This window comes from uncultured Leifsonia sp., assembly GCF_945957465.1.
In the GTDB taxonomy this organism is placed as follows: Bacteria; Actinomycetota; Actinomycetes; order Actinomycetales; family Microbacteriaceae; genus Leifsonia.
The window spans coordinates 67,429-91,384 of sequence record NZ_CAMFLC010000005.1 but is presented as its reverse complement, the minus strand read 5'-3'; the positions used below and the strand labels follow the sequence as shown (position 1 = coordinate 91,384).

The 23,956-nt window shown below is 72.6% G+C and carries 25 protein-coding genes; 14 read left to right on the top strand and 11 right to left on the bottom strand.

The window, feature by feature from the left end:
• Positions 1-57 precede the first annotated feature (57 nt).
• The 3 genes from Q0Q23_RS04315 to phoA all read left to right on the top strand — a co-directional run bounded on the left by Q0Q23_RS04315 (position 58) and on the right by phoA (position 4,173).
• On the top strand, positions 58-609 hold the full coding sequence (locus Q0Q23_RS04315; RefSeq protein WP_295119844.1) for a MarR family winged helix-turn-helix transcriptional regulator: 552 nt from the start codon (positions 58-60) through the stop codon (positions 607-609).
• Positions 610-696: 87 nt separating this feature from the next.
• Positions 697-2,103, top strand: a complete 1,407-nt coding sequence (locus Q0Q23_RS04310) for an MATE family efflux transporter (RefSeq protein WP_295119840.1) — start codon at positions 697-699, stop codon at positions 2,101-2,103.
• A gap of 189 nt (positions 2,104-2,292) precedes the next feature.
• Positions 2,293-4,173, top strand: a complete 1,881-nt coding sequence (gene phoA / locus Q0Q23_RS04305; protein WP_295119836.1) for an alkaline phosphatase — start codon at positions 2,293-2,295, stop codon at positions 4,171-4,173.
• A gap of 102 nt (positions 4,174-4,275) precedes the next feature.
• On the opposite strand, the gene Q0Q23_RS04300 is transcribed toward phoA, so the two are convergent.
• The 4 genes from Q0Q23_RS04300 to Q0Q23_RS04285 all read right to left on the bottom strand — a co-directional run bounded on the left by Q0Q23_RS04300 (position 4,276) and on the right by Q0Q23_RS04285 (position 6,174).
• Positions 4,276-4,839, bottom strand: a complete 564-nt coding sequence (locus Q0Q23_RS04300; protein ID WP_295119833.1) for a YbhB/YbcL family Raf kinase inhibitor-like protein — start codon at positions 4,837-4,839, stop codon at positions 4,276-4,278.
• A 17-nt stretch (positions 4,840-4,856) separates the two neighbouring features.
• Complete coding sequence (locus tag Q0Q23_RS04295) at positions 4,857-5,120, bottom strand: DUF1905 domain-containing protein (protein WP_295119830.1); 264 nt, start codon at positions 5,118-5,120, stop codon at positions 4,857-4,859.
• Positions 5,121-5,213: 93 nt separating this feature from the next.
• The gene (locus tag Q0Q23_RS04290; RefSeq protein ID WP_295119827.1) at positions 5,214-5,432 is read right to left on the bottom strand and encodes a hypothetical protein; all 219 of its coding nucleotides are present in this window, start codon (positions 5,430-5,432) and stop codon (positions 5,214-5,216) included.
• On the bottom strand, positions 5,410-6,174 hold the full coding sequence (locus tag Q0Q23_RS04285) for a CDP-alcohol phosphatidyltransferase family protein (protein ID WP_295119824.1): 765 nt from the start codon (positions 6,172-6,174) through the stop codon (positions 5,410-5,412). The genes Q0Q23_RS04290 and Q0Q23_RS04285 overlap by 23 nt, the downstream gene beginning before the upstream one ends.
• 109 nt (positions 6,175-6,283) lie before the next feature.
• Between Q0Q23_RS04285 and Q0Q23_RS04280 the strand changes: the two genes are divergently transcribed.
• From Q0Q23_RS04280 to Q0Q23_RS04250, 7 genes are read left to right on the top strand one after another with little or no spacing between them, the layout of a single operon-like run.
• Complete coding sequence (locus tag Q0Q23_RS04280) at positions 6,284-7,261, top strand: zinc-binding alcohol dehydrogenase (RefSeq protein WP_295119821.1); 978 nt, start codon at positions 6,284-6,286, stop codon at positions 7,259-7,261.
• Complete coding sequence (locus Q0Q23_RS04275; protein WP_295119817.1) at positions 7,261-7,659, top strand: 6-carboxytetrahydropterin synthase; 399 nt, start codon at positions 7,261-7,263, stop codon at positions 7,657-7,659. Before Q0Q23_RS04280 ends, Q0Q23_RS04275 begins: the two co-directional genes overlap by 1 nt.
• A 13-nt stretch (positions 7,660-7,672) precedes the next feature.
• On the top strand, positions 7,673-8,722 hold the full coding sequence (locus Q0Q23_RS04270; RefSeq protein ID WP_295119814.1) for a glycosyltransferase family 4 protein: 1,050 nt from the start codon (positions 7,673-7,675) through the stop codon (positions 8,720-8,722).
• Positions 8,719-9,561 (top strand): SAM-dependent methyltransferase, encoded by an 843-nt coding sequence (locus Q0Q23_RS04265; protein ID WP_295119811.1) that lies wholly within the window; start codon positions 8,719-8,721, stop codon positions 9,559-9,561. The genes Q0Q23_RS04270 and Q0Q23_RS04265 overlap by 4 nt, the downstream gene beginning before the upstream one ends.
• Positions 9,558-10,592 (top strand): lysylphosphatidylglycerol synthase domain-containing protein, encoded by a 1,035-nt coding sequence (locus tag Q0Q23_RS04260; protein ID WP_295119808.1) that lies wholly within the window; start codon positions 9,558-9,560, stop codon positions 10,590-10,592. Before Q0Q23_RS04265 ends, Q0Q23_RS04260 begins: the two co-directional genes overlap by 4 nt.
• Positions 10,589-11,371, top strand: a complete 783-nt coding sequence (locus tag Q0Q23_RS04255; protein WP_295119805.1) for a dihydrofolate reductase family protein — start codon at positions 10,589-10,591, stop codon at positions 11,369-11,371. The genes Q0Q23_RS04260 and Q0Q23_RS04255 overlap by 4 nt, the downstream gene beginning before the upstream one ends.
• A gap of 53 nt (positions 11,372-11,424) precedes the next feature.
• A complete protein-coding gene (locus Q0Q23_RS04250; RefSeq protein ID WP_295119802.1) occupies positions 11,425-13,011 on the top strand; it encodes a CDP-alcohol phosphatidyltransferase in 1,587 nt (528 codons plus the stop codon).
• Between the two features lie 495 nt (positions 13,012-13,506).
• Here the strand turns inward: Q0Q23_RS04250 and Q0Q23_RS04245 are convergent, their stop codons facing one another.
• The gene (locus Q0Q23_RS04245; RefSeq protein WP_295119799.1) at positions 13,507-14,688 is read right to left on the bottom strand and encodes an MFS transporter; all 1,182 of its coding nucleotides are present in this window, start codon (positions 14,686-14,688) and stop codon (positions 13,507-13,509) included.
• Between the two features lie 131 nt (positions 14,689-14,819).
• On the opposite strand from Q0Q23_RS04245, the gene Q0Q23_RS04240 reads away from it, so the two are divergent.
• The gene (locus Q0Q23_RS04240) at positions 14,820-15,224 is read left to right on the top strand and encodes a hypothetical protein (protein ID WP_295119796.1); all 405 of its coding nucleotides are present in this window, start codon (positions 14,820-14,822) and stop codon (positions 15,222-15,224) included.
• Positions 15,225-15,622: 398 nt separating this feature from the next.
• On the opposite strand, the gene Q0Q23_RS04235 is transcribed toward Q0Q23_RS04240, so the two are convergent.
• On the bottom strand, positions 15,623-15,946 hold the full coding sequence (locus Q0Q23_RS04235) for a hypothetical protein (RefSeq protein ID WP_295119793.1): 324 nt from the start codon (positions 15,944-15,946) through the stop codon (positions 15,623-15,625).
• A 220-nt stretch (positions 15,947-16,166) separates the two neighbouring features.
• Here Q0Q23_RS04235 and Q0Q23_RS04230 point away from each other — a divergent pair, with 220 nt between their 5' ends.
• Together Q0Q23_RS04230 and Q0Q23_RS04225 are read left to right on the top strand one after the other, a co-directional pair.
• Positions 16,167-17,096 (top strand): carbohydrate-binding protein, encoded by a 930-nt coding sequence (locus tag Q0Q23_RS04230; RefSeq protein ID WP_295119789.1) that lies wholly within the window; start codon positions 16,167-16,169, stop codon positions 17,094-17,096.
• 19 nt (positions 17,097-17,115) lie between these two features.
• Positions 17,116-17,652: a dihydrofolate reductase family protein gene (locus Q0Q23_RS04225; protein ID WP_295119787.1), complete on the top strand. Its 537-nt coding sequence runs from the start codon at positions 17,116-17,118 to the stop codon at positions 17,650-17,652.
• 79 nt (positions 17,653-17,731) lie between these two features.
• Here the strand turns inward: Q0Q23_RS04225 and Q0Q23_RS04220 are convergent, their stop codons facing one another.
• The 3 genes from Q0Q23_RS04220 to Q0Q23_RS04210 form a co-directional block, all read right to left on the bottom strand.
• A complete protein-coding gene (locus tag Q0Q23_RS04220) occupies positions 17,732-18,373 on the bottom strand; it encodes a helix-turn-helix domain-containing protein (protein ID WP_295119784.1) in 642 nt (213 codons plus the stop codon).
• 5 nt (positions 18,374-18,378) lie between these two features.
• A complete protein-coding gene (locus tag Q0Q23_RS04215) occupies positions 18,379-18,813 on the bottom strand; it encodes a VOC family protein (protein WP_295119779.1) in 435 nt (144 codons plus the stop codon).
• 85 nt (positions 18,814-18,898) lie between these two features.
• Complete coding sequence (locus Q0Q23_RS04210) at positions 18,899-19,738, bottom strand: thioesterase family protein (RefSeq protein ID WP_295119774.1); 840 nt, start codon at positions 19,736-19,738, stop codon at positions 18,899-18,901.
• Between the two features lie 46 nt (positions 19,739-19,784).
• Between Q0Q23_RS04210 and Q0Q23_RS04205 the strand changes: the two genes are divergently transcribed.
• Positions 19,785-19,922, top strand: a complete 138-nt coding sequence (locus Q0Q23_RS04205; RefSeq protein WP_295119770.1) for a hypothetical protein — start codon at positions 19,785-19,787, stop codon at positions 19,920-19,922.
• Between the two features lie 37 nt (positions 19,923-19,959).
• On the opposite strand, the gene Q0Q23_RS04200 is transcribed toward Q0Q23_RS04205, so the two are convergent.
• Positions 19,960-22,500 (bottom strand): polynucleotide kinase-phosphatase, encoded by a 2,541-nt coding sequence (locus tag Q0Q23_RS04200; protein ID WP_295119767.1) that lies wholly within the window; start codon positions 22,498-22,500, stop codon positions 19,960-19,962.
• Complete coding sequence (locus tag Q0Q23_RS04195; protein ID WP_295119764.1) at positions 22,497-23,906, bottom strand: 3' terminal RNA ribose 2'-O-methyltransferase Hen1; 1,410 nt, start codon at positions 23,904-23,906, stop codon at positions 22,497-22,499. Before Q0Q23_RS04195 ends, Q0Q23_RS04200 begins: the two co-directional genes overlap by 4 nt.
• Positions 23,907-23,956: the final 50 nt, after the last annotated feature.

Sequence of the window (23,956 nt, the reverse complement as noted above, 5' to 3'; positions counted from 1 at the left end):
TCATGGCGCGCCCGCGCACGATTGACAGTTTGAATTCAAACTATTAGAGTTCTAACTATGGCATCGAGGATCGACCGGTTGACCGAGCTCGTCCGCAGCGTCGCCTTCGCGGGCCGCGCGGCGGCCGAGGAGTGGGTGCGCGACAGCGGACTCACCCGTCAGCAGGCGTTCACGCTCGGCTACCTCGAGCAGAACCAGCATCGCGACGTGATCGCGCGCGAGCTGGCCGAGATGTCCGGCACCACAGCCGCCAGCGTCACCAGCCTCCTGCAGGGGCTGGAGGAGCGCGGCTACGTCACCCGCACCTCGTCACCGAGCGACGCCCGCGTCAAGATCGTCCGCGTCACCGCCGAGGGCGCGCGGGTCGTCGCCGGGTTCGACAAGTCGATGGCGGCCGAGCAGCGCAAGCTGTTCGACGTCCTCGACGAGGCCGACCAGGATCGGCTGATCGCGCTGCTCGAGCGCGTGGTCGGCGCCGATCCGTCGCACGTGGATCCGTCCGGCACCGCCCCGTCCGGCACCGGCCCGTCCCACAGCGGCCCGTCCCGCACCGGCCCCTCCCGCACAGCCCCGTCCCGCACAGCGCCCCGCACCGACCGTCGCCACTGACCGGCGGCCGGCACGGTCCGCGCACTCCGCACACGCCACTTCTCTTCTCACCGTCTTGAAAGCCGTTCACGGAACGGAGGTCCCGTCATGTCTTCGAATCGCCACTACCTCTCGTCCGCGCCGATCTGGCGCTCCCTGGTGCACCTGTGCGTGCCCATGATCGCCGGCTTCTCGGTCGGCAGCGTCTACAACATCATCAACGCCGGCTTCATCGGCTCGCTCCATTCGACTCCGCTGCTGGCTGCGCTCACCTTCTCGCTGCCGGTGTTCGCGCTGCTGATGGCCGTCGGAGGCGTCTTCGGCGTCGGCGGCGGGACGTACGTGTCCCGCCTGCTCGGATCGCAGGATCAGGAGGACGCCGACCCCGCCGCCACCGCCGCCACCGCCGAGCGGATCAAGCAGGTCTCGTCGTTCACCCTCTGGGGCGCGCTCGTCGCCGGTGCGGTCATCGGCGTCGTCGGCCTGATCTTCGCGACCCCGCTGGCCGTCGCCGTGGGCGCGACCGGCGCCTCGGTGGCGCCGACCGCCCTCTACATCGGGGCGATGTTCGCCTTCGCACCGGTGTACGTGGCGGCGTTCGCCCTCGAACAGCTGGTGAGGGCGGAGGGCGCGGCCGTGGCCTCCATGACCGGGCTGATCGCCTCCACCATCGCCAACCTGCTGTTCGACGTGCTGTTCATCCTGGTGCTCGGCTGGGGCGTCCTCGGCGCAGGCATCGCACTCGGGCTCTCCAATCTGGTGACGGTCGGCTACTACGCGTGGTGGCTGAGCCGCCGCAGCGAGACCACCTCGCTCGCCCTACGGCACTTCCGGGCCGACCGCTCGATGCTCGCCACCGTGTTCGGGGTCGGTGTGTCGGAGCTGCTGATGTCGTCGTTCCTGATCGTCACCACGCTCGTCATGAACTGGATCGCGATCGGCTACGGCGCATCCCTGCTGGCCGCGATGGGCGTGGCGCTGCGCATCTCGCAGCTGCCCGAGATGATCTGCATGGGCGTCTTCCTGGGCGCGATCCCGCTGTTCGCCTACGCCTTCGGGGCGCGCGACCGCGGCCGCCTCACGAAGGCGATCACCGGCAGCGCGGTCGCCATCGCCGGGGTCACCGCGGTCTTCTCGACCATCGTGTTCGTGTTCCGCGACCAGGTGTTCGCGCTGTTCAGCGCCGACCCCTCCGTGATCGCGGACGGCACGCTCATCCTCACCGCCATGCTGGTCTCGACCCTCTTCAACGGGTTCACCGGGTTGATCATCGCGGTCTTCCAGGCGACGGAGCAGATGCGCAACGCGACGATCATGTCGGTCGCGCAGGGCGTGCTGTTCATCCCCATCGTGCTGCTGGCCGACGCACTGTTCGGGATGGGCGGGGTGATCTGGTCGATGACCGTCACCGAGGCGCTCTGCTTCGCGCTCGGCGCGGTGCTCTTCGCCCGCTCCCGTCGCGCCCTGAACGCGCCCTCCGCCGAGGCCGCCGCGCAGGCCCTCGCCACCGCGTAACCCCGCCCCCCAGCCGCCGAGACGTGAGTAATCGCGGGAATCCGAGTCGGGATTCCCGCGATTACTCACGTCTCGGTGGCGGTAGTGGGTGAAATCTGTACGAATTCACATGAGAGTTCGTTCAGGTTAAGGCGGGGTTCATACGCGAGCACTGGGCTGTTGCGGGTCTCGAACGGAAGGACGACCTCCATGCCCCTGCTCACCACACGACTCAGAACCGGCCTCGCGCTCGCCGCGTCGGCCGGCGTGCTTGCCGCGGCGCTCGCGCCCGCGTCGGCCCTGGCCGCGACCTCCGACACCGGCGGCGCTGCACGCAACCCGGACGACTCGACGACGGCGCTGCGCCAGTCGATCGTCTCCGGTCCCGCGAAGAACGTGATCCTCCTCATCGGGGACGGGATGGGCGACAGCGAGATCACCGTCGCCCGCAACTACCAGTACGGGGCGGCCGGGATGCTGCCGGGCATCGACGCACTGCCCCTAACCGGCCAGTACACGACCTACTCGCTCTACAAGGACGGCGCGAACAAGGGCAAGCCGGACTACGTGCCCGACTCGGCCGCCACCGGCACCGCCTGGGCGACCGGCACCAAGTCGTACGACAACGCGGTCTCGGTCGACATCGACGGCACCCCGCACGCCACCCTGCTCGAGCTCGCGCGCGCCAACGGGCTGCGCACCGGCAACGTGAGCACGGCCGAGATCCAGGATGCGACGCCCGCCGTCGAGGTCGCGCACGTCGGCGCCCGCTCCTGCTACGGCCCCGACAGCGCCTCCTGCGGCGCGGACGCCCTCGTCAACGGCGGCCTCGGCTCGATCAGCGAGCAGCTGCTCGACGCCCGGGCCGATGTGACGCTCGGCGGCGGGTCGACCTCCTTCGGCCAGACGGCCAAGGCGGGCGCCTGGAAGGACAAGACCCTCTTCGACCAGGCCCAGGAGCGCGGGTACCAGGTCGTCGGCGACGCCGCGGGCCTGGCCGGGGTCACCGAGGCGAACCAGCAGAAGCCGCTGCTCGGCCTGTTCACGCCCGGCAACTTCCCCACCCGGTACTCCTCGACCACGGCGACGGTCGGCGGCGCCGACGCGGCGCCTGTCACCTGCACGCCCAATCCCGCCCGACTGTCCACCGATCTCTCGCTGGCGTCGCTCACGAACAAGGCGATCTCGCTGCTCGACAAGCCCGGCGGGTCCGGCTTCTTCCTGCAGGTGGAGGGCGCGAGCATCGACAAGCGCGACCACTCCGCCGACGCGTGCGGCCAGATCGGCGAGACCGTCGACCTCGACGAGGCCGTGCAGGCTGCTCTCGCGTTCGCCGAGAAGGACGGCAACACGCTCGTCATCGTGACCGCCGACCACGCGCACACCAGCCAGATCGTCGACAGCACGCCGCCCGCGACGCTCAGCACCGCGCTGACCACGGCCGACGGCACCGTCATGAAGGTCGCCTACGGCACCGCGGCGGCCGGCGGCTCGCAGCAGCACACCGGCGCCCAGCTGCGCATCGCCGGCTACGGTCCCGGCGCTGCCGACGTGGTCGGGCTGACCGACCAGACCGACACGTTCTTCACCATCTCGCGCGCCCTCCAGCTCGAACGCAGCTACGCCGCGCTGAGCGCCCGGGCGTCGGTCGCCCTGGACGCGACGTCGGTGAAGCCCAGCGACCCGATCTCGGTGACGCTCTCGGGCTTCAACGGCGACCGCCAGGTCGCGGGCGTCGTGAAGTCGGACCCGGTCGACCTCCCGCGCACCGACGTCATCTCGGGCGCGGCCACGATCGCGGCCATCGCCCCAACGGAGCTGGGACGCCACACGATCACGATCACCGGCGCCCAGAGCGGCGCGAGCGTCACCGTCCCGTTCGAGGTGACCGCGGACGGACAGCCGTCGGGCGCCCTCCCCGCCGCGGGAGGCCCGGGCAGCGGCACCGGAACCGGCACGACCGCCGCCGGTTCGCTCGCCTCGACCGGCTCGGTCGTGGCGCCGATCATCGCGATCGTCGCCCTGGCGCTCATCCTCGCCGGGTACCTCCTGGTGGCGCGGCGCCGCCGCCTGGGCGGCCTGCCGCAGTAACGCCGCGGCGCGCGAGACGCACCCACCCCGCCGGGTGGGCGCGTCGGCGCGTCCCGCCGAGAGGTGACATCGTGTCGCACCTCGGGGCGCGCGAGGCGCGGGTCAGGGGTTCTCGTACGTGCCGTCGAGGCGGGCGCGCGCGACGACGTGGCCGTTCAGTGCACGAACGACGTCCTCCAGGCCGAAGGACTCGGGGAGGTCGAGCCGGCGATCCGCGGCGAACAGCTGGAAGACGTACGCGTGCGGGCCGTGCGACGGCACCGGCATCGGGCCGTGCCAGCCGCGGGAGCCGAGGGAGCCGCGACCGTACGAGACGCCCTGCGGCGGGGTGCGGCGGGCGAGCGCACCCTCCGGGAGGCCGCCGAGCGCCGGATCGATGCCGCGCGCGATCGTGTGCACCGCGGGCGTTGAACGCGGAGCGTCGGGATCCTCCACGATGAGGACCAGCTCTTCGGCGGCGGCCGGCGGAGACGTCCAGGCGAGCGCGGGCGAGAGGTCCTGTCCGAACAGCCGGCCCTTGTACTCCGGCGGGATCGGGGCGCCGTCGGCGAAGGCGGGACTGGTCAGTGCGAACGACTCGGGCGCCTGGAGGCCGGCGCGCTCCCAGGCCACCCTGTCGTGGCCGGCGCGGTGGTCGCGCAGCGCGCGTCCGATGGGATTCGGCATGCGAGTGCGTCCTCGGCTCAGCGGTCGGGGTCGACGACGAGCTCGACTTCGATCTCGTCGCCTGCGCCGCGGCCGGTGTTCTTGCGGGTCTCGGCGTTGAACGAGACCAGGTAACGGCCTCCCATCACGCCGATCGTGGTCCGATAGCTGTAACCGCCGTCGATGGTGACAATGACGGGGACGCGCTTGCCGCGGTCGAACCCGAGCACGATCTCCTCGGGGACCACGATGCCGACGTTGTTGCCGCCGGTCGGTTCGAGCACGGTGCGGAAGACGGTCATCGGACCTCCAGCGTCGGGATGCCGCGTCAGGATGCGACAAGCCGACCCTACCGCCGTCAGGGGCAGGCGTGCGCGACGCGCAGGGCGCCCGACTCAGGGGATGTACGACGCGTCCGGGCCGGTCTCGCCCGTGTTCTCGCGCGGCTGGTCCCGCAGTTCGCTGAGCTCGGCCACCGCGCTCTCGATCGCGTCGAGCGCGAGCCGCAGCGGTTCCGCCCAGGCGCCGGAGGCCGCGGCGGGCGCGCCCGTCGCCGCCGCGAGCTTCGCGCGCGCCTCGCGGATGGCCGCCTCAGCCGTCTCCAGATTGTCCATGCCCGTATTGTCGCCCCGTCGCGAGCACGGGTCGAGGGGCGAGCCTCCTGCGCACCAACCACACGGTGTCGCGCGCGAACGACTCGAGGAGGAGCGCCAGGGCCGCCGCGACGAGCAGGGCGTCGATGCGCGGCAGGAGGCCGCTGGCCGCGACGGCCAGCGCGATGCCGGCGAACGCCGTCACCACCTTGCGCCAGTAGCGGTACGGCAGCGTCGCCCGCATCCACGGCAGCGCCCAGCCCGCTGCGATGAACGCGTAGCGGAGCGCCCCGATCGCGATCACCCAGCCCCCGAGCGCCGGCGCCGCATACACGCTCAGCACGAGCAGCAGGAACGCATCCACCTCCATGTCGAACCGTGCGCCCAGCTCGCTGGTAGATCCGGTGCGGCGGGCGACCCAGCCGTCCACCGCGTCGAGCGCCAGAGCCGGCGCGACGAGGCCGACCAGCAGGGCGACAGGGATGGGGTCGGTGAACGACGCCACCACCAGCCCGGTGATCACGCCGACGAGAGCGGACCGCATCGAGGTCACCATGTTCGCCGGACCGAACCGCTCCGATCGGCGCCGCTGCAGGCCCCGGATCACCAGCGCGTTCGAGATCGCGAGGTAGGCCACCGCTGCGAGCCGGCCCGACGCCGGCAACGGCATCATCCACCAGCGCAGCTCGAGTTCGCACGCCAGGAGCACGACCATCGCGCCCGCCGCGGCCCAGCCGATCGCCGCGAGTTGAACCCTTTTCACGTGAGCCTCGTGTCTCGTCTGTAACGCCACCGCACTGTCAACCCTTGTGTTGAGCGGCCTTGTGTTTACACGCTGCACGTGGACGGATGGTTCAGAGAGGGGTGATGACGTGCTCGAAGCCACCGCGTTCTGGGTCGAGGAACCCGAGGTCGGCGCCCTGCGGCGTCAGCCCGTTCCCGACGCCGCCGACGGCGAGGTGCGCGTGCGCACGCTGTTCACGGGGGTCAGCCGCGGCACCGAGTCGACGGTGTTCGGAGGCCGCGTTCCCGCGAGCCAGCGCGAACGGATGCGGGCGCCGTTCCAGGAGGGCGACTTTCCCGGGCCGGTCAAATACGGCTACCTCAACGTCGGCACGGTCGAGCAGGGGCCTCCCGAGCTCGCGGGCCGCACGGTGTTCGCCCTGTATCCGCACCAGTCGGCGTACGTCGTCCCCGCCTCCGCCGTCGTGCCGGTGCCGAACGGGGTCCCTGCGCGACGCGCCGTGCTCGCCGGCGCCGTCGAGACCGCGGTGAACATCCTGTGGGATGCGGGCCCGCTCGTCGGGGACCGTATCACCGTCGTGGGGGCGGGTATGGTCGGGTGCTGTCTCGCCCGGCTCGCACGCGGCGTCCCGGGCACCGAGGTGACGCTGGTCGATGTGGACCCGGCGCGCCGATCGATCGCCGACACCCTCGGCGTCGACTTCCGGGTGCCGGACGACGCCCCGCACGGCCAGGACCTCGTCGTCAACACGAGCGGGTCGGAGGCCGGGCTGCGGCTCGCGCTCGAGACGGCCGTGACCGAGGGCGTGATCGTGGAGGCGAGCTGGTACGGCGATCGTGCCGTGAGCCTTCCGCTGGGCGAGGACTTCCACTCCCGCCGGCTCACCATCCGCTCCAGCCAGGTGGGGGCGGTGCCGCCCGCGCGCCGCGACCGCCGCAGCACCACCGACCGCCTCGCGCTCGCCCTCGACCTGCTGGGCGACGCGGCCTTCGACCGGCTGCTGACCGGCGAGTCGTCGTGGCGCGACCTGCCCGACGTGCTCTCCCGGCTCGCCTCCGACCCGGGTGCCGAACTCTGCCACACGATCGACTGGAGGGATGCCTGATGCCGTTCACGGTCACCGTGCGCGATCACCTGATGGTGGCGCACAGCTTCACCGGAGAGGTCTTCGGGCCGGCCCAGCGCCTCCACGGCGCGACCTTCGTCGTGGACGCGAGCTTCGGTGCCGACGAGCTGGACGCCGACGGCGTCGTCGTCGACATCGGGCGGGCGACTGCGGCGCTCGCCGAGATCACCGGAGCTCTGACCTACCGCAACCTCGACGACGACCCGGAGTTCGCCGGCACCAACACGACGACCGAGGTGCTCTGCCGCGTGATCGCGGATCGCCTGGCGGAACGCGCCGCCGCGGGCGAGCTCGGCAGGGCGACCGGGCTGACCTCCGTCTCGGTGACACTGCACGAGTCGCACATCGCGTGGGCGAGCTATGAGCGGTCGCTGTGAGGACGGTGTCGCCGTGAACGAGCCGCGGACGGTGTCCTTCGTGGTGCCCGACGCGATCGACGACGCGGCGCGGGTCAGCGGCGGCAACGTCTACGACCGTCGGCTGCGCGACGGCCTGCGGGCCGACGGCTGGGAGGTGCGCTCGGTGCCCGTCACCGATCGCGGCGACGGGTGGACCGCCCGCGCACTCGCGCAGCTGCCCGATGGCGCGCTGACGCTCGTCGACGGCCTGCTGGCGACGCGCGAACCCGAGGCGCTGATCGCTCACGCCAAACGCCTCCGTCTCGTCGTCCTCGTGCACATGGTCGCCGGTGCGATCGGCGACGCGGGGCTGACGGCGCTGCGCGGCGCACGCCGCATCATCACGACCAGCGACTGGACGCGGTCGGAGCTGCTCGCGCAGGACGCCGCCCGCCCGCAGCGCATCGCCGTCGCCCACCCCGGCGTCGACCCCGCGCCGGCGACGGAGGCCTCCCCGTCGGGAGGCCGGCTGCTGTGCGTCGCGGCGATCGCGCCGCACAAGGGGCAGGACCTCCTCGTGCGCGCCCTGATCGGCTTCGCCGACCGGGACGACTGGACGTGCACGATCGTCGGGTCGCCCCGTGTCGACCCGGACTTCGCTGACGCCCTGAAGACGCAGGTCGACACGGTCGGGCTGAGCGACAGGATCCGGTTCCCCGGCGTGCTGACGGGCCGCGACCTGGAGGCGGCGTACGCCGAAGCCGACCTGATGGTCCTGCCCTCCCGGACGGAGAGCTACGGCATGGCGGTGGCGGAGGCGCTCGCCCACGGCGTCCCGGTGCTCGCGACCGCGGTCGGCGGCCTCCCCGAGGCGATCGCCGTGCCGCAGGCGGCGGTGCTCGTGCCGCCCGACGACGTATGGGCGCTGCACGTCGTGCTTCAGCAGTGGTGGGCCGACCCCGTGCGGCGGCGAGCGCTCACGTCCGCAGCGCGCGACTCGCGGCAGGCGGGACGATCGTGGCGTTCCACGGCGGCGCTGGTCTCGGCCGCGCTCGCCGCGGCGCTCGAAGACGCCGGGGAGACGCAGGCGGTGAGATCGTGAGCGAAGTCCTCGAGGTCAGCGTCGACTGGCTGTCGCTGCGCGAGCCGGAGGACGCCCGCGCCCGCGCCGGCGTGCTCGCGGACGCCGTGCCGGGGCTGCTCGGTGCCGGTCGCGGTGACGCCGGCGACCGCCGTCGGGTCGTGGTGCACGACCTCGGCAGCGGCACGGGCTCGATGATGCGCTGGCTCGCCCCGCGACTGCCCGGACCGCAGACCTGGGTCTTGCACGACTGGAACCCCGCCCTCGTCGCCCGCGCGTCGGAGGGCCGGCGCCCGCGCGACGCGTCGGGCCGGCCGGTTGAGCTGCGCTCGCGCATCGGCGAGCTCGACGCACTGGACCCCTCCGCTCTCGACGGCGCCTCCCTGGTCACGGCCTCCGCACTGCTGGACGTGCTGACAGCAGCAGAGGCCCACGCCATCGTGGCGGCCTGCTTGTCGGCGCGAGCCCCGGTGCTGCTGTCGCTGAGCGTCACCGGCGACGTGGAGCTGACGCCGTGGGACGCCCGCGACATCCGCTTCGCCCGGGCGTTCAACGCCCACCAGCGCAGGGAGGTCGCCGGCCGCCGGCTGCTCGGTCGGTACGGCGCACCGATCGTGCTCGGGCTGTTCCGCCAGGCGGGGTGGCGGGTGCGCACCGCGCTGACGACCTGGCGGCTCGACGCGCGCGACCGCCTGCTGCTCGCCGAGTGGTTCGATGGCTGGACGGACGCCGCCCTGGAGCAGGAGCCCGCGTTGCGTCGCGAAGCGGCGGGCTACCGGCAGCTGCGCCGGGCGCAGCAGGAGCGCGGGAAGCTCTCCGCGGTCGTGTACCACCTCGATCTGCTGGCGTGGCCGCGATGAGTCTCCGACTGGCTGCAGAGGCCCGGAATCCGGAGGCGCCCGAGGGCACCCCGCCCGCGATCGCATCCGCGTTCGCACGGGCGCTCGGACACGCAGGCCGGATCCTCAGGACGCGCGGGTTCCGCATCACAGTGCGGACGGTCGTGGGCGTGGCGGTGCTGGTGGCGATCGTGCTGCGGGTCGGAGCCGAACCGTTCATCCACGGCCTCCTGAGCCTCGACCTCACCGCCGTGATCGCCGCCGTCGTGCTCTTCGCCGTCGCGACGGCGGCCGCCGCGTGGCGCTGGACCCTGATCGCCCGTCGACTCGGCGCCGCGCTGCGCTGGCGCACGGCCGTCGGCATGTACTACCGATCGCAGCTGGTCAACTCCCTGCTCCCCGGCGGGGTCATCGGAGATGTGCAGCGCGTCGTCGACCACGGCCGCGCGTCGGCCCGGAACGGAGGAGCCGGGCTCGGCGCGGCCGCCCGGGCCGTCGCGATCGAGCGCGTCCTGGGTCAGGCCGTGCAGTTCGTGCTCACGATCGGCGTGCTGGCGCTGGCCGGGGCGGAGTTCGAGGGCGTCCTGCTCCCGTGCATCGGCATCGGGCTCTCGGTCGTCGCCGCGGGGGTCGCCGTCGCGCTCCGCAGCGAGCGGGTGCGACGCGCGCTGCGCAGGGAGGCCCGTGAGCTGCGCGCCGGCCTCGGCTCCCTGCCCGTGAGCGCCCACGCCGTCGCGGCCTCCATCGTCGTGTTCGGCTGCCACCTCGCGATCTTCGCCGTCGCCGCGACCGCCGTCGGGGCCGCCGTTCCGCCGGGGCGGCTGCTCGCGCTCGGCACGGTCGTGCTGCTCGCCGCCGCCGTCCCGTTCAACATCGGCGGGTGGGGGCAGCGGGAGGGCGCGGCGGGCTGGGCGTTCGCGGTCGCCGGCTTCGGCGCCGCGGCCTGCATCTCGGCCGCGACGCTGTACGGCGTGCTCGCCCTCCTGGCCGTCGCTCCCGGTGCCGCCGTCGCGTGGCTGGCGCCCCTCGTCGGGAGGAGGCGCGGTCGATGAGCGCGCCCATTCCCGCGACGGTCGGACCGGTCGCCCGCGCCGCCTTCGCGGAGGAGACTGCGGTCATGAGCGACCTGCCGTACGTCACCCTCAGCTGCTGCGTCTCCCTCGACGGCTACCTCGACACCGCCCGGCCCCCCAAGCTCGCCCTGTCGAACGCCGCCGATTTCGACCGGGTGGACGAGGTCCGAGCTCAGAACGACGTCATCCTCGTCGGGGCGCGTACGGTGCGGCGCGACGATCCGCGCCTCCTGGTGCGCAGCAGCGAACGGCAGGACCGGCGGGAGGCCGAGGGCCGCTGCCGCACGCCGTGGAAGGCGACGGTGACGCTGTCGGGCGACCTCGACCCTGCCGCCCGGTTCTTCACGCTCGGCGACACCACGAAGCTCGTCTACTGCCCGCGCGGCGTCGCCGACGCCCTCCGCCGCCGGCTCGGCACCCTCGCGACCGTCGTGGCTCTCGGCGACGAGCCGACGATGCCTGCCGTCCTCGCCGATCTCGGCGAGCGCGGTGTGCGTCGGCTGATGGTCGAGGGCGGAGGCACAACACTGACGGAGTTCCTCGCCGCCGACCTCGTCGACGAGCTTCACCTCGCGGTCGCCCCGTTCTTCGTCGGCGACCCCGACGCCCCGCGATTCGTCCGCGACGCGGACTTCCCGTGGACGAGCGACCACCGGGCACGACTGGTGGAGGCCCGACCGATCGGCGATGTCGTCCTGCTCCGCTACGCGCGCTCGGAGCGCGTCGACGTGTGGCCGCCCGGCGCCGGGCGGACCTGATGCGCCGGACGAGCTCCCCACAGGGCGCACCCTCGCGCGCCCGGTCGGCGACCGTGACCATCCTGTCGGCGGTGACCGTCTTCGTCGCCGCCGTCGCGCCCGGACTGATCGACTCCGGTTCTCCGCTCGCGCTCCTCCGCCTCCCGCTCGACTGCCTTGTCGTGATCGTGGTGCTGGTCGTGCTGCCGTGGCGCTGGGCGCGCCGCACCGTGGCATCCGTCGCCGCCGCGCTGCTCGTGGCGGCGACCGTCCTCGCCGGGCTCGACCGGGTCTTCCTCGCGACGGTCGGCCGTCCGTTCGACGTCGTGTCCGGATGGTCGGAGCTCGGAGACGGCTACGGTGTCGTCACCGATTCCGCCGGGTCGGCCGGCGCGCTGGCGCTGCTGGTGCTGGTCGCCATCCTGGCCGCTGCGGCGACGATCGCGATCGCGGCCTTGCTGCTGCGGCTGGCCCGCGTGCTCGCGCTGCGGCGGCGCGCCAGCCTGATCGGCGCCTCGGCGCTGACGGCCGGCTGGCTGGTGCTGGCACTCGTCGGCGCCCAGCTCGTCGCCGGCGAGCCGGTAGCCGCGGCGGACTCGGTCTCGGCGGCGACCGCGAGCGTCGGCCAGGTGGAGGTCGCCGCCCGCGACCGGGCCGTCTTCGAGCGGTCGGCCGCGAGCGACCCGTACGCGCAGCTGCCCGCGGCCGACCTCCTCACCGGCCTGAAGGGCAAGGACGTGCTCGTCGTGTTCGTCGAGAGCTACGGGCAGGTCGCCGTGCAGGGCACGTCGTTCTCGCCGGGGGTGGATGCCGTCCTCCGGCGCGGGAACACCGACCTCGCCGCGCACGGCTACTCCGAGCGCAGCGCCTTCCTGACGTCATCGACCTTCGGCGGGATCAGCTGGCTCGCGCACTCCACACTGCAGACCGGGCTCTGGATCGACTCGCAGCAGAAGTACGACCAGGTGACGTCGACGACGCGGTTCACGCTGAGCGACGCCTTCCGCAAGGCGGGCTGGCAGACGCTGAGCGACGTGCCGTCCGACACCGAGCCGTGGCCGGTCGGGAGCTCGTTCTACCACTTCGGAAAGCAGCTCAACGCGACCAACGTCGGGTATCGCGGGCCCCGCTTCAGCTATGCGCGGGTGCCCGACCAGTACACGTGGGCCTACCTCCAGCAGCACGAGCTGGGCGTGCCGCACGCGCCGCTCATGGCCGAGATCGACCTCGTGTCGTCGCACACCCCGTGGACGCCGCTGCCGCGGCTGCTGCCCTGGGACGCCATCGGCGACGGCTCGGTCTACGACCCGCAGCCGGGCGAGGGACTCGCGCCCGGCGTGGTCTGGCAGGACCCGCGGCACGTGCAGCAGCTGTACGGCCGGTCGGTCGAGTACACCATGGGAGCGCTGTTCTCGTTCCTGACCGCGTTCGACGACCCGAACCTCGTCGTCGTCGTGCTCGGCGACCACCAGCCGGCCACGGTGGTCAGCGGCGTCGGCGCGAACCACGAGGTGCCGATCAGCATCATCGCGAAGGACCCGACCGTCATCGACCGGATCGGCTCGTGGAAGTGGCAGCCCGGCGTGCTCCCGACCTCCACCGCGCCGGTCTGGAGGATGGACGCCTTCCGCGACCGCTTCCTCGCGGCCTACGGCCCCTGACGCCGCCCGCGCGCCGCGCGACGCGCCGCGCCGCCCGAGGGGCGCCTTAGTGCCCCTAAACCCGTACTTTAGGGGCGTTTGGGCGCCCCTCGGCGGCCCCTCGCCTGCGGCGCGGTCGGGAACGAGTGCCACGTGGCCGGAGCGAGCCATCCGAGCCCATGCCCGCTGGGCGCGAGGGGCGCACGAGGGGCGCGCGAGAGGTGCGCGAGGGGCGCGTTGGTGCCCCCAAACCCGCGTTTTTGGGGCGCTTGGGCGCCCCTCGGCGGCCCCTCGCTTGCGGCGGGTGGGATGATGCAGCGTCCGTGCTAGCGCGACGACCGGGCCGGCGAGCACGAGGCCACGCGAAGGGTGGACGAGGGGCGCACGGGCCACGCGAGGGGGGGACGAGGGGCGCGTTGGTGCCCCCAAACCCGAGTTTTGGGGGCGTTTGGGCGCCCCTCGGCGGCCCCTCGTCGGCCCCTCGTCGACCCTTCGGTGGCGCCCGGGGGCGCTCGGCTACGGTTCGGGCGGGAAGGAGTTGCGGGCGGCGAGCACGACGACCAGGCCGGCGAGCACGAGCGCGGCTCCGGCGAACGGGAGCCAGCCGAGTCCCGGCCCGGCGAGCACCGCCGCGCCCACGGCCGCCCCCGCCCCGATGCCGATGTTCGCGGTGGAGTTGATGAGCGCGCCGATCACCTCAGGCGTCGCCCCTCTGGTGCGGATCGCCGCCGTCTGGAACACCGACGCCATTCCCCCGAAGCCGGCGCCCCACACCACGGCGGCCGCCAGCACTCCGACGAGCGCGGGGAAGGCGACGCCGACGCCGACCATGCCGACGATCACGGTGCAGAGCAGGATGAGCACGGTCGCACGCGGGCGGCGGTCCAGTGTCGCAGCGGCGAACCAGGTGCCGATCAGCCCGACCGCGCCCATCCCGAGCAGCACCGGACCGATCGCGGCCGCAGGCAGTCCCGTCGCCAGCAGCAGCACCGAGACGAACGTGTAGACGGTGAACTGGCCCAGATACACGACGGCGTTCGCCCCCGACACGATGGCCAGCCGCGTGCGCCGGGCTCCGGCCCCCGACCCCTGGTGAGCGGTCCCGCCTCCCGGCACCGGCGGCAGCAGCACCCCGACGATCACGCAGGAGAGGGCGCAGACCCCGGCGAGCAGTCCGAACGCCGCGCGCCAGCCCAGCGCGGTGCCGAGTGAGGTGGACAGCGGCACGCCGAGCACGAAGCCCGCCGCAGCCCCGGCGGTGACCAACGCGAGTGCGCGGCCGGTGAACTCGGTGCGCACCAGGCGGGAGGCGTACCCGATGCTCACCGAGAAGAAGAGGGCGTGGGCGATCCCGCCGAACGCCCGCCCCGCAGCCAGGACGCCGAAGTTCGGCGCGACGGCCACCATCGCATTGCCCACGGTGTAGGCGACGAGGGTGGCGAGCAGCAGCCCCTTGCGCGAGAACCGCGCCGTCGACAGCGTGAGCGGCACCGCGAGCACCGCCACCATGAAGGCATACACCGTGACGAGCAACCCGGCGATGGAGTCGGACACCCGCACATTCCCGCCGATGGCGGGCAGCAACCCGACCGGCAGCATCTCGGTGGTCACCGCGAGGAACGTCGCCAGCGTCAGGGCGGCCAGTCCCCCGGCGGCATCGCGCACGGTTCCGGGATTCCAGGCCGACGCGGGAGGCATGGTTGCGATGCTAGCCCTGGTCGGCGACGCGCCCCTCGCCGCCGTGACGCGATTGAACCTATCCTGATGCTCGTTCGTGTTCCCGATGAGGCCTTCGCCCCGCAAGGCCCGGACCGGAAGCGGGTAGCACCATGACCGAAGCCAGACAGGGTCCCGTGTGGGCCCTGCGCATCCTCAGTGCGATCGTCCTCGCCCTGACGGGCGCCATCCACTTGTTCCTCATCTTCGACGGCGTCGGCGGACTGCTCGGCACGCTGTTCGTGCTCAACGGCATCGCCGGAATCGTCCTCGCGGTCGGCATGCTGGTACTGCGGGGCACCTGGCTGCGCATCGCCACCATCCTGTCGCTGCTCTTCCTGATCGCGAGCCTCGCGGCCCTGCTGCTCGCCCTCACGGTCGGCCTGTTCGGCATCACCGAGGTGTGGAGCTTCACCCTCGTGCCCGAGACCGTGGTCGTCGAGGCGATCGGGATCGTGGTGCTGGCGATCACGTCCGGCGTGACGCTGCGGCGGCGGGCGCAGGTGGCACAGGGCTGATCGAACCGGCGTAGGGCGTCACAGGCAACAGGCGCCGCAGGCGGGGAACCACCTCACTTCGCGGCACCTCCCATAGCCGGTGCCTCACTCCGCCGACGCAGACCGATCGCCCTGAGCCGCGCACCAGGCGGCGATCTGCGCGCGGGAGCGGAAGCCGAGCCGCAGCCGGATGCGTTCCGCGGTCCCTCGGCCGAGCGCTCGTCGATGTCGAGGCGCGCGGCTGCGACAGGAGGCCGGCTTCGCGCCCGACCCGATCGCGCTGCCTGCGCTGAGGGGGCGCTGAGGGGCGCTGAGGGGGCGCCCAAGGGCGCCTTACGGCCCTCAAAACCCGCGGGAAGAGGCGTGTGGGCGCCCTTCGGCCGCCCCTCGCGCACGCGCGGGCGGGCGGGCGGGCAGGCTCAGGAGTCCTTGCCGACAGCGGGCTCGCCGACGAACTGGTGCGCCTCGGCGGCGAGCTCCGGCCAGTCGTCGGAATCGTCGATCGACACCCAGGCGCCCTTCGGCTCGGCGCGACCGGCGGCGACCGGCGCGGCGACGTCCCGGCCGACCAGGTCGGCAGCACGTGCCTCCGGCAGGTCGACCACGAGCGAGCCCGCGTCGACGTAGGCGAAGAGCCGGCCGCGCACGTGGAGGCCGGTCGCGGTCAGCGACACGTCGAGGTCGGGGTCGTTGAGCAGCTGGGTGGTGAGCAGGTCGAAGGCGACGACGGGGCTGTCGGTCATGGGAGTCCTCTCGGTCGGGTCGGCCTCCATCGAGGTCCGCCTCCATAGAACCGGATTCCGTCGCCGGCGGCTAGCTGCTGCGGTCGGCGCGTAACGGCCCTCATTCCGCGCGGATAAGGGCGCGCAGCACGCCTCCGGCCTCTACTTCGCGGCGCTGGAGAACGACGGCAAGCTGTACGCCTACGCGCTCAACGGCGACCACTCCTTCCACCGCGTCGCCGTGGTCGACACCGGCATGGGCCACGTCATGGACGTGCAGTTCGACGCCGACACCCAGCGGATCTGGGCTCTGTGCGACAACACCTGCGGCGTCGTCTCGACCCTGCTGAAGGTGGATACGACCGGCGCGATCGTCCCCGACGTCGCCTACAGCAAGCCCGCCGGCCTCCCTGTCGACAACCTGGAGGGCTTCGCCCTGGCGCCGAACTCGACCTGCGTCGACGGCACGAAGGAAGCCGTCTGGTCCGACGACGGCATCTACGGCACGGGCACCGGCAGCGCCACCGAGGGCCACGCGCTCTACAGCGGCCGGGTCGACTGCGACCTCCGCCTCGGCTCGCAGGGCGTGCCGAAGCCGGTCGCGTGGGACTCGAAGAAGGTCTACTTCAGCGGCGACTCGGTGAGTTACGACGGCTCCGTCTACCAGGCGCTCTGGTACACCTCGGGCGAGGCTCCCGGGTCGAAGAAGAACGGCGCGTGGTCCCAGCTCGCGATCGCCGCCGACGGGCACACGCTGTGGACGGTCACCCGCCCTTTCAACACGGGCGACGTGGTGGTCTACCAGAACCGCGTGTTCACGGCCCTCTGGTACACGCGCGGCACCACCCCGGGTGTCGCCGGCGGTCCGTGGAGCGAGATCGTGACGCCGAGCACGCCGGGCGGCATCCCCGCCTGGAGCAGCGCCACCGTCTACACCGGCGGCGAGAAGGTCACCTACCAGGGCCACACGTACCAGGCCCAGTGGTATTCAACCGGCACGCCCCCCCCGCACCCAAAACAGCGCCTGGAAACTCCTCTCCTAAAACGGAACCCGCGCGAGACGCGCCCGCGATCTCCTCTAAGGCGCCACCTGAGAGGAGATCGGCGGGCGCGTTTCCTGTTCTGTACAGGGAAGCCTCCAGGCCACGTCATCCACAGCGGACTAGCGTGAGGCCCAGGAGGTGCCTCGCATGCGCAAGATCGTGGTGTACGAGCTGCTCTCGCTCGACGGGGTGGCGGAGGATCCGGACGAGTTCATCACCGACTGGGATGACGCGATGGACGCGGAGCTCGGCGCGGTGATCGCGTCGCAGGATGCGGTGATCCTCGGCCGGCGCAGCTACGACGAGTGGTCGCGGTTCTGGCCGACGGCCGCGATCGAGCCGTTCGCCTCGTTCATCAACACCGTCGAGAAGCACGTCGTGACCTCGTCGCCCCTCGACGGGGGCTGGACGAACGCTGCGGCCGTCGACGGCGACCCGGTCGCTTTCGCGCGGCGCCTCATGGAGGGCGACGGCGGCGACATCGGAGTGCACGCGAGCATCACGGTCGCGCGGACGCTCTTGGCCGCCGGTGTCGTCGACGAGCTCCGGCTCGTGATCGCGCCGCGGGTGGCCGGCGTCGGCCGGAGGCTGCTCGACGATCTCCCGGCGATGCGCCTGGAGACGCTCCGAACGGTCACCTCCGCGACCGGCCACCTCCTCGTGGACTACCGCATCCTCCACTGAAGGGCCGCCGAGGGGCGAGTAGAGGCCCTTTCGGGAGCGCTTTAGGGGCGTTTGGGCGCCCTTCGGCCGGAGGGACGCGTCAGGCGGCGAGGTGGAAGGTGCTGGCGAAACGCGTCAGGAGGTCGCCCGGGCCGCGGAGCACCTCCACGACGCCGGTCTCGATGGCGCGCGCCGGGGCGAGCTCCCCGGAGATGAGCCGGTGCAGCCCGGGTCCGCTCGCGAAGGCGAGGTCGACCGGGCCGTCGCCGCGGGTCACCGCCAGCGTCGGGCCCTCCACGCGGATGAGGAGGCCGCCCTCCCCGAAACGTGCGCCGTACGCCGTCGCCGGCAGTGCGGCGGCAACCTGCGGCTGGAACGCGGTGCGGAGCGAGATCGCCATCGAGTCCGGGGTGACGATCTGCTCGTCCCGCGGATCCTCCATCGCTTTGAACCCCCAGGCGCCGAGAGCGAGCACGATCGGCTCGAGCTCGCGGCCGTACGGCGTCAGCTCGTACAGGATGATGCGCGAGCGCGGCGCCCGGCGGATGATGCCGGCCGCCTGCAGCTCTTTGAGCCGCGCCGCCAGGATGTTGCTCGGGATGCGGGGAAGACCCGCAGCGAGTTCACCGTAGCGGCGCGGCCCGACGAGGAGATCACGGACGATGAGCAGAGCCCAGCGCTCCCCGACCAGCTCCAGGCCGCGCGTGATGCCGTCGTACTGCCCGTAGTCGCGCGCGACCATGGGCCTCAGGCCTGCTGGCTGAAGTAGGCCTCCGGGCCCTTGGCCGCGGCGACCGGGTCCATCCAGCCGAACTCGAGGACGTTGCCGTCGGGGTCGGTCAGCTGGCGCTGGTACATGAACCCGTAGTCGGCCGGTTCCTTGGTCTCGGTGCCGCCCGCGGCAAGGCCGTCGGCGATGGTGGCGTCGACGGCCTCGCGGCTGTCGAGCATGAGCGACGTCGACGCGGACACGTACTTGGACGGCTCGCCGACCGGGAGGTCGCTGAACGTCTGGTAGAACTCGCGCGTGACGATCATGAAGTAGTTGTGGTCCTCTTCCACCACTACGCACGCGGCGTTGTGGTCGGTGAAGAGCGGGTTGATGGTGAAGCCGACCGCCGAGTAGAACGCCTTCGCGCGCTCCAGATCGGTCACCGGCAGGTTGACGAACATCGTGGTCATGGTGATCCCCCTCAGGGCTCGTGTGTGAACGAGCCCATACTTGCAAAAAACAAGTGAGTCGTCAATACCCCTTCCGACCGCTCGGCTACTCGTTCAGCCGTCGCACCGTGAGCGCCTGCTCGGCGAAGCCGACGGCGCCGTCGCGGTCGTGGAGGACCGACCGCGTGACGCCCAGGCCGCTGGCGCCGAACACGACCTCGGTGTCGAGCCCCAGCCAGCCTCCGCTCGGCGCGCGGTGCAAGTGGATGGTCAGGTCGACGTTCGGGAACATCCACCGGGTCGGATGCTCGCGCACGGCCACGCCGTTGGCGGTGTCGACGAGCGTGATCCAGGCGGCGACCGGGTCGACCTCCTCGCCCTCCACGAGGGCGCAGTGCGTCGACAGCCACGCCGTTCCGCGCCCGGCCTGCGGCGGCCGGACCGCGCGCGAGTCGAGCGAGGAGACGTAGCCGCCGATCCAGTCGGCCGACATCGACCACGGCGTGGCGGTCTCGGGAGCCGGGAGCGGCTCCGGGGCGCCGCCGGCGACCTCCGCAGTGTCGAACGCCGACAGCAGCCAGGCCCGCGCCCGCACAGCGGTGCGCCCGCGGATGACGACGGTCGCCTCGACGAGCTCGATCGTGCGGCCCGGCCGGACGGTCTGGACGGCGACCTCCACCTCGTCGAGGGCGAGGAAGCCGAGGATGTCGAAGCTGATCCGGGCGAGCTGGAGCGCGGACCCGCCGGCCCCGCCAGCCGCTCCGGACCCGCCGGACCCGCCGGCGAAGCGCAGGATCTCGTGCGTGATCAGGCCGCCCAGCGGGCTGAAGTGCATCTCGTCGTCGGCCCAGGCGCCGCCCGCGTGCGCGGTGGGGGCGTACCTCCCGCCACCGAGGGGAACGAAGTACGCGTCGGGGTCGGTCTGTGCGATCAGCTCTGCATCCACGACTCCAACCTAGGCGCAGGGAGCACAGCAGGGAGAGACTGGAGGCATGAGCAGAGAGAAGCGAGAGCGGGAGGCCGACGCGGAGGCGCGCGCTCAGGCGGCGCAGGCGGTGGAGGCCACCGAGACGGACGACGACTTCGTGGACGCCGACGAGGCGCTGGAATCCGAGGAGGAGCCGGGCTAGCCGCCGCGCTCGCACGGCCGCGGCCGACCCCGCCCCGTCACAACCGCGGGTCGACCGGTTCGGACTCCATCGCGAGCACCGCGAACACCGCCTCGTGCACCCGCCAGAGCGGTTCGCCGTCCACGAACCGGTGGAGCGACTCGAGACCCAGGGCGTACTCGCGCAGCGCCATCGACCGCTTGTGGCCGACGTTGCGTTCCCGCAGCCGCTCCAGGCTGGACTCCTCGGTGTAGTCGGGACCGTAGATGATGCGCAGGTACTCGCGCCCGCGCACCTTGATCCCCGGCTGCGCCAGCCCGCGCTCGGTGCGCACCAGACCGGCCGCGGGTTTGACGACCATGCCCTCCCCGCCGGCCTCCGTCAGCGCCGTCCACCACTCGACCGCCGCGTCGACCGAACGGGTGTCGTCGAGGTCGACCGCTATGTGCCGCGTCGCCCGGATCAGCGCCGGGTTCGCCTCGACCAGCCGGTCGGCGAGCGCCAGATGCCAGGCGTGCTCCCGTTCCGCGTACACGCCGCCGGCGCCGGCGAGCACCTGGAACGGTGCGAGCTGCACGCCGTCGATGCCGTTCGTGCGGCGCACGTAGCGGCGGTAGGCGTCGGTGTAGAGCGCTGCGTCGGCCTCCCGCCTGCGGGTCCGGTGCAGGACCGCCGCGACGTCGAGCCCGCGCGCGGCCGCGCGCTCCAGCGCCGTGACCGCAGCGGGCAGCGCGGACGCCGCCGCCGCACCGACGGCGGCGTACTGCTCGCGGATGAGCGCTCCGGCCTTCAGCGACCAGGGCAGGATCTCGCCGTCGAGCAGCAGCCAGTCGGTGTCCAGCTCGTCCCAGAGACCGGCGCGCGCGACGGCGTCGTGCACACCGGAGAGGAACAGCTCCTCGTCGTGGCGATCAGGGAAGAACCGGCGGCCCGTGCGCGTGTGGACGATGCCGCGCCAGCCGGGCTCCGCCCCGAACCGGGTGCCGTCGCGGGTGACGAGCGTGATCGCGCGCGAGCCCATGTGCTTCTCCTCGGCGATGAGGCGCGTCACGCCGCTCGTGCGGTAGGCCCCGAACGCCTCATCCGGGTGCTCCAGCAGCCCAGGACGGGACGACGGCGCGGGAGGCGACATCGTCGGAGGCAGATACAGGAGCCAGCGCGGATCCACCGCCCAGCGGCTCATCGTCTCCAGCGCCCCGAGCGCGAACTCGGGCCGCAACCGGATCCTCCCGGAGCTGCGCGTCTCGACGACCGGCGTGTCCAGCACGTCCTCGATGCGCAGGACGTCGTCCTCCCGGTCGGCCGAGGTGTCCGCGGCGAGCGCGAAGGGGCGCACCGGCTCGCTCCAGACCCGCTCGGCCGGAACCGACACGACCTCGTTCTCGGGGTACCGCAGCGCGGTCAGCGCGCCGCCGAAGACGCATCCGGTGTCGAGGCACATCGTGTTGTTGACCCACTCGGCACGCGGCACCGGCGTATGGCCGTACAGGACCGTCGCCGATCCTCGGTAGTCGCGCGCCCAGTCGAGACGCACCGGGAGGCCGTACTCGTCCTTCTCGCCGGTCACGTCGCCGTACAGCGCGAACGCCCGCACGCGGCCCGACGCCCTGCCGTGGTACTGCTCGGGCAGACCTGCGTGCGCGACGACCAGCCTGCCGCCGTCGAGGACGAGGTGCGAGACCAGTTCGCGGCAGAACTCCTGCACCCGGTCGCGGAACTCCGGCGTCTCATCCGCCAGCTGCGCGAGCGACGTCTCCAGGCCGTTCGCGACCGTCACCTTGTCGCCGCGGAGCGCCCGCGCGAGCTTGTCCTCGTGGTTGCCGGGGACCGCGATGGCGTGGCCGGCGCCGACCATCCCCATCGCCAGCCGCAGGACGCCGGGGGTGTCCGGCCCGCGGTCGACGAGGTCGCCCAGGAACAGCGCGCGGCGGCCCTCCGGGTGCGCCGCGTCGATCGGGCGTCCCTCCGCGTCGCGGCGGAGGTCGTACCCGAGGCTCACGAGCAGGGACTCGAGCTCGGAGCGGCAACCGTGCACGTCGCCGATGACGTCGAACGGCCCGTGCTCGTCTGCGCGGTCGTTCAGCAGGCGCGTGCGGACGATGGTCGCCGCGTCGATCTCCTCCTGGTCGCGGAGCACGTGCACCGTCCGGAAACCCTCCCGGCGCAGGTTCGTCAGACCGCCGCGCAGCTGCCTGGCCTGCCGGTGGACGACCTCCGCGCCGAAAGGACGGTCGTCGCGGGCCTCGGTGCGCTCGACCGCGACGCGCTCTGGCACGTCGAGCACGATCGCCACCGGCAGCACGTCGTGCTCCTTGGCCAGAGCCACCATCGATCGGCGTGCGGCGGGCTGCACATTGGTCGCGTCGATGACCGTGAGCAGACCGTTGCGCAGGCGGGTTCCTGCGACGAATCGCAGCGCGTCGAAGGCGTCGCCCGTCGCGCTCTGGCTGTTCTCGTCGTTCGAAACGAGCCCGCGGAAGGCGTCGCTCGACAGCGTCTCCCACCGGCCGAACTTCTCGCGCGCGAACGTCGACTTGCCGGAGCCGCTGACCCCGACGAGCACGACCAGCGAGGTGGCGGGGACGGTCAGCTCGCTCATGCGGTCGCCTCCTTCCGGAACAGGGCCAGCTGGGTCGGCGGGCCGAGGAGCGGGTCGGCCTCCCCCACCGCACGGAACTCCACCCGGTAGCCGTAGCGTCCGCCGACCGCGCCGGCCCACGCGGCGAACTCCGCGCGCGTCCACTCGAAGCGGTGATCGGGATGCCGGAAGGCGCCGGCCGCCAAGGCCGGGTACAGCGCGTTGTATTCGGCGTTCGGGGTGGTCACGACCACCGACGCGGGCTTCGCGAGGCCGAAGACCGAGCGGGCGAGGGCGTCGAGCCGCTCGGGCTCCACGTGCTCGACGACCTCCATCAGCACGACGGCGTCCAGCCCGGCGATGCGGTCGTCCTGGTAGGTGACCGACGACGGATACAGCGTGATCCGTTCCCGCTGCGCGTCGCTGCGCTCGGCCAGGCCGAGTCTCTTGGCCGCGGTCTCGAGCGTCGCGGGCGAGACGTCGGTGCCGACGATCCGGGTGAAGCGCGGGTCGACCGCGAGGCGCGCGAGCAGCGCTCCCGGGCCGCACCCGACGTCGGCGACGGTGCGGGCGCCGACGTCGTCGAGCGCGGTCAGCACCGCGTCGGCACGCAGCCGGTTCAGCGGGCGCACGCGCTCCTCGGCTGTCTCCTCCTGCCCGGTCGCGGCCTCGGGCAGCCCAGCCGAGCCCTGGTCGAGTTCGGCCAGCCGGGCCGTCGCAGCGGCGACGTACTCGCGCTGATGCGCGAGGTAGCGCCGCGAGATCAGCTCGCGCTCGGGATGCTGCGGCAGCCAGCCCTCCCCCGCGCGCAGCAGCTTGTCGACCTCGGCGTCGGCCACCCAGTAGTGCTTGGCGTCGTCGAGCACCGGCAGGAGGACGTAGAGCTGGCGGAGCGCCTCGCCCAGCCGCATCGTGCCGCTGAGCGCGATCGACGCGTACGGCGACGGCCCCCACTCGGGGAACCGCTCGTCGAGGAGCGCCTCCGACACCTCCAGCCGCCAGCCGAGGGGAGCGAGAAGCCGCTCGGCGAGGTCGGCTCCGCCGCGCAACGGCACCGCGTGGAGGCCGATGCGCAGGTCGATCGGCGAGGCGGCGAGCTCGGGCCGCGCGTCGCACCGCCCGGTCATCGCCGTGCGGAACACCGAACCGAGCGCGACCGCGAGCATGGAGCCCGACACGTACGGGCGGTCGTTGACGTAATGCCCGAGGGTTCCCGCGTCGCCGCGGAACCGCGAGCTGCGCGCCAGCTCGATCGGGTCCACCTCCAGCAGCAGGGCCGCCGTGCAGTGCGTCGCGTCGAGCTCCGGGTAGAACACGTGCGCGTCGCCCACCGGGAGGTCGAAGTCGTGCACGCGGTCGGGATGCTTGTGCAGCAGATACCCCAGGTCGCCCGGGTCGTCCCCGCGGTACGAGATGGTCAGCAACATGGGCGTCCTCTGCGGCTCGGGTCACGGCGAGCTCGTCCGCCGGACAGCGC